Annotated in this window: 6 protein-coding genes and 1 pseudogene; 3 read left to right on the top strand and 4 right to left on the bottom strand. The window is 66.4% G+C overall.

Annotated elements, in window-relative coordinates; genetic code table 11:
* The 3 genes from DUPY_RS01175 to DUPY_RS01165 all read left to right on the top strand — a co-directional run.
* On the top strand, window positions 1-434 hold a 434-nt coding region (locus DUPY_RS01175), incomplete at its 5' end, for an Hpt domain-containing protein (protein ID WP_229255199.1).
* 2 nt (window positions 435-436) lie between these two features.
* Window positions 437-2,596, top strand: a complete 2,160-nt coding sequence (locus DUPY_RS01170; RefSeq protein WP_070245896.1) for a putative bifunctional diguanylate cyclase/phosphodiesterase — start codon at window positions 437-439, stop codon at window positions 2,594-2,596.
* Between the two features lie 113 nt (window positions 2,597-2,709).
* Window positions 2,710-3,789, top strand: a complete 1,080-nt coding sequence (locus tag DUPY_RS01165; RefSeq protein ID WP_141749368.1) for a hypothetical protein — start codon at window positions 2,710-2,712, stop codon at window positions 3,787-3,789.
* Between the two features lie 14 nt (window positions 3,790-3,803).
* On the opposite strand, the gene DUPY_RS01160 is transcribed toward DUPY_RS01165, so the two are convergent.
* The 4 genes and pseudogenes from DUPY_RS01160 to DUPY_RS01145 all read right to left on the bottom strand — a co-directional run.
* The gene (locus DUPY_RS01160; RefSeq protein ID WP_070245893.1) at window positions 3,804-5,054 is read right to left on the bottom strand and encodes a CaiB/BaiF CoA transferase family protein; all 1,251 of its coding nucleotides are present in this window, start codon (window positions 5,052-5,054) and stop codon (window positions 3,804-3,806) included.
* Window positions 5,051-5,641: a recombination mediator RecR gene (gene recR / locus DUPY_RS01155; protein ID WP_070245892.1), complete on the bottom strand. Its 591-nt coding sequence runs from the start codon at window positions 5,639-5,641 to the stop codon at window positions 5,051-5,053. The genes DUPY_RS01160 and recR overlap by 4 nt, the downstream gene beginning before the upstream one ends.
* Before the next feature lie 12 nt (window positions 5,642-5,653).
* Window positions 5,654-5,989 carry a YbaB/EbfC family nucleoid-associated protein gene (locus DUPY_RS01150; RefSeq protein ID WP_070245891.1) on the bottom strand — a complete coding sequence of 112 codons (336 nt, stop codon included), beginning with the start codon at window positions 5,987-5,989 and terminating at the stop codon, window positions 5,654-5,656.
* Between the two features lie 35 nt (window positions 5,990-6,024).
* Window positions 6,025-6,931 (bottom strand): annotated as a pseudogene (locus DUPY_RS01145) (DNA polymerase III subunit gamma/tau); the annotation flags it as partial.

The following is a 6,931-nucleotide window of genomic DNA, read 5'->3' as shown; positions in this document are numbered from 1 at the left end:
CCGACGCTCCGCCCCCGCCCCCCCCGCCGGCGCAGGCGGCACCGGTCCTGGCGCCGGCCCCGGTCAGCATTACCGGCGACAACATGATCAACACCCAGGCGCTGGCCAATATCCGCGCGCTCAGCGCCAGCAACGGCGCGGCCCTGCTCGAACGCGTGCTGCACGCCTACCTGGCCGACACCCCGCCGCACCTGCAGGCGCTGCACACGGCGATTGAAGACGGCAACACCGACCAGTTGCGCAAGACCGCGCACACCCTCAAAAGCAGCAGCGCCAACGTCGGCGCGCTGGCCTTGTCGCAGCGCTGCAAGGACATGGAACAACTGGGCCGCAACAACACCACCACTGGCGCCGCCGAGCTGCTGGCGGACATGGAAAGCTCGTTCCAGGCCGTGCGGCAGGCATTGGGCGCTTTGCTGGAAAAGGAAACCTGATGATGGCAACTCCCCCACCCCGTACACGCGGCCTGGTCCTGGTGGCCGACGACGATCCCGTGATGCGCCTGTTGATGCTGGAAATGCTGTCCCAGGTCGGCCTGGACGCGGTGGAAGCCGTCGATGGCGTGCAGGCGCTGGCGCGCTACCAGGAATTGGCGCCCGACCTGGTGCTGCTCGACGTGGAAATGCCCGGCATGGATGGCTTTACGGTCTGCCGCGAAATGCGCCGCCTGGAAACCCACCCGGTCGCGCCCATCATCATGGTCACCGGCGGCGACGAACTCGAATCGGTCACCCGCGCTTACGAAGCGGGCGCCACCGATTTCGTCTCGAAACCGATCAACTGGCCCATCCTCGGCCACCGCGTGCTGTACGTGCTGCGCGCGTCCGATGCGATTACCCGCCTGCGCATCGCCGACGCCCAGCACCGCGCGGTGCTGGCCGCCATTCCCGATACCTTCTTTCGCATGAACAAGGACGGCTACTACCTCGACTACGAACAGGGCCACGAAGCCAGCGACGTGTTTTCCAGCGACCTGTGCGTGGGCCGGCACCTGAACGACGTGCTGCCTCCCGAGATCGCCCGGCGCATGCTGGACAAGGTGCGCGCCGTGCTCGAGACTCAGCGCATCAGCTCGCTCGACTACGAGCTGCCGGTCACCGGCGGCGCGGCGCCGCTGCGGGCGCGCCACGGCGAACATGCGGTGGCGCCGCCGGTGCGCCACTTCGAGGCGCGGCTGGTAGCCACCGGTCCCAGCGAAGTGCTGGGCCTGGTGCGCGACATCAGCGAACGCAAGCGCACCGAAGAGCAGATCCGCCGCCTGGCCTACTGCGACAGTCTGACCGGCATTCCCAATCGCCAGGCCTTCCTGGAAACCCTGGAAGCCGAACTGGTACGTTCGCGCAAGGGCAACAAGAAATTCGCGGTGCTGTTCATGGACCTCGACGCCTTCAAGCGCATCAACGACACGCTGGGCCACGACGTTGGCGACCACCTGCTGATGGCGGTGTCGGAACGGCTGCGCGAGACCACCCGGCCCAGCGACCTGGTCTCGCGCACCGAGGTGGGCATCAGCAACCTGGCGCGCCTGGGCGGCGACGAGTTCACCATCCTGATACCGGACCTCGAGCGCGTGGAAAACGCCCTGAACGTGGCGCACCGGGTGAAGGAAGCGATGCGGCGGCCGTTCCAGCTCGACGACCATGAAATTTTCGTCACCGCCAGCATCGGCATTTCGCTGTACCCCGAAGACGGCGAGGACTGCAACTCGCTGCTCAAGTTCGCCGACACGGCGATGTACCACGCCAAGAGCTGCGGCAAGAACAACGCCAAGCTCTACAGCTCGTCGCTAACGATGCAGATCATGAGCCACGTGCAGCTGGAAGTGGGCTTGCGCAAGGCGCTGCAAAACGACGAGCTGTACCTGCTGTACCAGCCGCAGATCGCCGTGGCCAGCACCCGCATCGTCGGCGTGGAAGCGCTGGTGCGCTGGCGCCATCCCGAACGCGGCATCATCTCGCCCACCGAGTTCATCCCGCTGGCCGAGGAAACCGGCCTGATCGTGCCGATCGGCGAATGGGTGTTGCGCACCGCGTGCCGCCAGGCCATGGACTGGCAGGTCCTGGGCCAGCGTCCGCTGCGGGTGGCGGTCAACCTGTCGGCCAAGCAGTTCAAGGACGAGAACCTGACCCAGATCGTGCTCTCGGCGCTGCACGATACCGGCCTGCCCGCTCACCTGCTGGAACTGGAACTGACCGAAGGCACGCTGATGGACGACGCCCGCGCCACCATGGTCACGCTCGAGCAGTTGCGCGGCATCGGCGTGTACCTGTCGATCGACGACTTCGGCACCGGCTACTCGTCGATGAACTATTTAAAGCGCTTCAACGTCCGCGCGTTAAAAATCGACAAGAGTTTCATCAGCGGTCTGCCGCAGGATTCCGAAAACGCCGCCATCACGCGCGCCATCATCGCCATGGCGCACGGCCTCAAGCTGGCGGTGGTGGCCGAGGGCGTGGAAACCGGCGAACAGCTGGTGCTGCTGGAGGAATATGGCTGCGACCTGGCCCAGGGCTACCACCTGGGGCGGCCGTCGCCGCCAGAAATCATCGCGCAGATGCTGGGCGATGGCGCGGCGGCGGCAATTGCCGCCTCGTGAGCACAGAGCCTTGACCGGGCTCGCCGGTGACCATCATCGCGACAATTGGTTCCGCGCCGCGCATTGATTGAGCACAGAAGGCAGCGTGCGCCAGCGCATAAGATGGCTTGATCATGTCTGCCAACCCCGCCGCCAGCTTCACCACCGACTTCGCCACCGCGCTGATCGAACGCCACCGTTTCGAAGAAGCGTTCGTGTTCTGGCACGCGCGCCACGCCGACGATGCGCCGGGGGCCCTGGCAGCCCTGGCCGCGTTGTCGCGCGAAGCCGCGCGTGGGCGCCAGCATCAGCTGGCGGCCAGCTACCACGCCATGCACACGGCGCTGCGCCGTGGCAGCCGCTGGTACCCCGGCATGCTGGCAGAGCGCCTGCTGCCGCTCCACGACGTTGCCGTCAGCAGCCACCGGCTGCGCCACGATGCCGCCCAGCTGGCCTATTTGCACCAGCTGGGCCTGCTGGGCGACGCTTTTCCACCGATAATCGCGCGCTATCGCCGGCTGGCCGCGCGGCTCGAAACACGCTTCGAAAACCGCCAGCTCACCCGCCACGCCCCCGCCCGGCCCGACCGCCGTGCACTGCTGAGCACCGACGAGCAGGACGCCATCGACGAGGCCTACGACCGCATCATCCACCTGCGCCCCACGCCGTGCGTGGCGCAGCCGTTTTCCAGTCACGCCCTGGCGGCCGCACGGCGCTCACAGCCGGCGCACGGCATCACCGTCATCGACGATTTTTTATCGAACCAGGCGCTGGACGAGCTGTGGCGGTTCTGCGTGCAATCGACGATCTGGTTCGGCGAACAAGGCCATGGCCGGCTGGGCGCCAGCTACGACCACGGCTTCAATTGCCCGCTGCTGGTGCAGGTGGCGCAGGGCGTGTTCGACGATGGACGGCAGTTATTGAACATCCGGGCGGGCAAGCATCCGCCGCGCCTGCCGGGCGAGTCGCTGCACGGCGCGGTGGAAGGATACAAGGTGCAGCTCTGGCTCACGCCCGATACGGCCAACCTCGAGCCGGCCGGCGGCGGCATGGTGGTGCGCGACCAGGACGGCCGCACCCGCCACATCCCGTACCGGCAAAACCGCGCGGTGCTGTTCGACGCCCGGCTGGCGCACGGCGCGGCCAGTTGCCATTTCCGCGACGACCATGCCAGCGCGCGCATCGAGGTGGCGCTGTTGTACGCCTCAAAATAGACTAAAAATGAAAACTAAAGCACGCCATCCTCACGCATGGCGGCGATCTCGGCGTCGCCGTAGCCGAGCGCGCGCAGCACTTCGTGGTTGTGCTGGCCCAGGGTGGGGCCGATCCACTGCGTGCGGCCCGGCGTGGCCGACAGCTTGGGAGAAATCGCCGGCAGCTTGATCGGCGTGCCGTCGGCAAACTGGTGCTGCTCGAACATCTCGCGCGCGAGAAATTGCGGGTCGGTCATCATGTCGCGCACCGAGTAGATTTTGCCGGCCGGTACGTCTGCTGCCTGCAACACGGCCAGCGCGCTGTCGATGTCGTGTCCGTCGCACCAGGCCTGGATGGCGGCGTCGATTTCCTCGGTACGCTGCACCCGGCCATCGTTGCGCGCCAGCTGGGCGTCGCCGGCCAGGTCGATGCGGCCCATGGCCAGCATCAGGCGCTTGAAAATCGCGTCGCCATTGCCGGCAATAACGATGTTTTCGCCATCGCGGGTGGTGTAGGTGTTCGAGGGCACGATGCCGGGCAAGGCGCCACCGGTGCGCTCGCGCACCACGCCGGCATGGTCGAACTCCGGCACCAGCGACTCCATCAGGTTGAACACCGATTCGTACAGCGCCACGTCCACCATCTGGCCTTCGCCCTTGAGCTTGCCGCCGGTGGTATCGCGGTGGCGCAGCGCCATCATGGCGCCGATCACGCCGTGCAGGGCCGCCACCGAGTCGCCGATCGACACGCCCACCCGCACCGGCGGGCGGTCGGCATGGCCGCTCACGTAGCGCAAGCCGCCCATCGATTCACCGATGGCGCCAAAGCCGGGCAAGTCCTTCATCGGGCCGGTCTGGCCAAAGCCCGACAGCCGCACCATGATGGTGGCCGGGTTGAGCGCCTTCAGTTGCTCGTAGCCGAGCTCCCATTTTTCCAGCACGCCCGGGCGGTAGTTTTCGACGATGATGTCGGCTTCCAACGCCAACTGGCGCGCAATGGTCCGGCCGCGCGCGTGTTTCATGTTCAGGGTCAGCGATTTTTTATTGCGCGCCTGCACCGACCACCACAGCGATGTACCGTCCTTGAGCACGCGCCACTTGCGGATCGGGTCGCCATCGCCGGGCGCTTCGATCTTGATCACCTCGGCGCCAAACTCGGCCAGCATGCGCCCACAAAAAGGCCCCGCGATCAGCGTGCCCAGTTCCAGTACCTTGATGCCTGCCAGCGGCAATGCCGTGGCGGCGGCTTGCTTGTCGCCCAAGTTGTCGCCCAAGTTGTCGCTCATGTCGTCCTTCGGTCCAGCATGGCGCGGGCGATGGTGCCGGCGTCCACGTATTCGAGTTCACCGCCCATCGGCACGCCGCGCGCCAGCCGGCTCACCTGCAAACCGCGCGCCTTGAGCATTTCGCTGATGTAGTGGGCGGTGGCTTCGCCTTCGTTGGTGAAATTGGTGGCCAGCACCACTTCGGTGACCAGGCCGTCCGCCGCGCGGGCGATCAGCTTTTCCAGGTGGATGTCCTTGGGGCCGATGCCGTCGAGCGGCGAGAGCCGGCCCATCAGCACGAAGTACAGGCCTTTATAGGTCAGCGTCTGCTCGATCATCAGCTGGTCGGCCGGCGTTTCCACCACGCACAGCAGGCGGCGGTCGCGAGCGTCGTCCAGGCACAGGTCGCAGACGTCTTCTTCGGTAAAGGTGTTACACAGCGCGCAGTGATGCACGGCGTTGACCGCCTGGTGCAATGCGCGCGAGAGCATGTCCGCGCCTTCGCGGTCGTGCTGCAGCAGATGGAAGGCCATCCGCTGCGCCGACTTCGGCCCCACGCCGGGCAAACGGCGCAGCGCTTCGGTCAGAAATTCCAGCGACTTGGACATGCAGATACTTGCTTAGAACGGCATTTTGAAGCCGGCTGGCAGGCCGGGGATGTTCATGCCGGCGGTCATGCCGCTCATTTTTTCGGCCGAAGTGGCTTCTGCCTTGCGCACGGCGTCGTTGAAGGCGGCAGCGACCAGGTCTTCCAGCATGTCCTTGTCATCGGCCAGTAGCGACGGATCGATGGAGACGCGCTTGACGTCGTTTTTGCAGGTCATTACGACCTTGACCAGGCCGGCGCCCGACTGGCCTTCGACTTCGATCTGGGCCAGTTCGTCCTGGGCCTTTTTCATATTGTCCTGCATGGCCTGGGCTTGCTTCATCAAGCCTGCGATTTGGTTCTTCATCATGATAGGTCTCTCCGTGTTGAAATAATAAGGGGTGGTCAGGCTGCAGCTGGCGTAGCCTGGGAGTTTTGAGGCTGCGGCGGCACGATGGAGCCGGGTACCACCCAGGCATCGAACTCGGTCAGCATGCGGTTGACCAGCGGGTCGTTGGCGATGATCTCTTCGGCAGCGCGCTGGCAGGCGGCGCGGAACGCTTGCGCCTCGGCGCTGGCCGTGTACCAGACCGGGCCCAGCTCGGTATCGACGCGCACTGCGCGGCCAAACCGTTCGGACAATGCCGTGGTCAGTTTTTCGACGTTGCCCGGCGTGCGCCAGGTTTCGATCGGCACGCGCAGGTTGAACACGACGGCATTGCCATCGGTGCTGCAAGTGATCAGTTCGGCCTGCATGGCCAGTTGCTGCGCCACGCCGCGCAGCGGCAAGGCGGCAGCCACGGCCGGCCAGTTGCCGTCCCAGTCCAGCACCGGCACCGGCGTGACCACGTAGGCATATGGCGCCTTGGCCGGTCCGGGCGCGGCGCGCGCCGGCATGACGATTTGCTGCTCGTCGGCATAGCCGGCGTGCGCCGCTTGCGCCGATTGCGCCGCTGGTGCAGGTGATGAGGTGGCATAGGACGACGTTGGCGGCGCCATCGGCGAGGACAGCGGCGCCATCGGTGACGACTGCGGTGCGGCGATCGCGCTGTCATCGGAAAACTCGGTCACCCACGACGGCATGTCGTCGTCGCTGGCCTGCTCTTCATGGTACTGCTGCGCTGGTGGCGCCATCACGGGCGCGGCTGACTGGGCTACCTGGCGCGCCGGTGCTTCCAGCACGGCGGCGCCGCCGGCAGCGGCCGGCATGTCTTCCCACGGCGCCGGGCGCGCGGCAGCGCTGGCGACCGGTGCACCGTGGCCGGCGCCCGCAGCCGGATGGGCAGTAGCTGGCGCGGCCATGGCATCGCGG

The organism is Duganella phyllosphaerae, assembly GCF_001758785.1.
Classification (GTDB): domain Bacteria; phylum Pseudomonadota; class Gammaproteobacteria; order Burkholderiales; family Burkholderiaceae_D; genus Rugamonas; species Rugamonas phyllosphaerae.
This window is presented reverse-complemented; position numbering and strand designations above follow the sequence as displayed.

Coding starts and splice junctions, on each gene's coding strand:
- DUPY_RS01165 (WP_141749368.1), top strand. CDS start 2,710: ATGTCTGCCAACCCCGCCGCCAGCTTCACCACCGACTTCGCCACCGCG.
- DUPY_RS01170 (WP_070245896.1), top strand. CDS start 437: ATGGCAACTCCCCCACCCCGTACACGCGGCCTGGTCCTGGTGGCCGAC.
- recR (WP_070245892.1), bottom strand. CDS start 5,641: ATGTCCAAGTCGCTGGAATTTCTGACCGAAGCGCTGCGCCGTTTGCCC.
- DUPY_RS01160 (WP_070245893.1), bottom strand. CDS start 5,054: ATGAGCGACAACTTGGGCGACAACTTGGGCGACAAGCAAGCCGCCGCC.
- DUPY_RS01150 (WP_070245891.1), bottom strand. CDS start 5,989: ATGATGAAGAACCAAATCGCAGGCTTGATGAAGCAAGCCCAGGCCATG.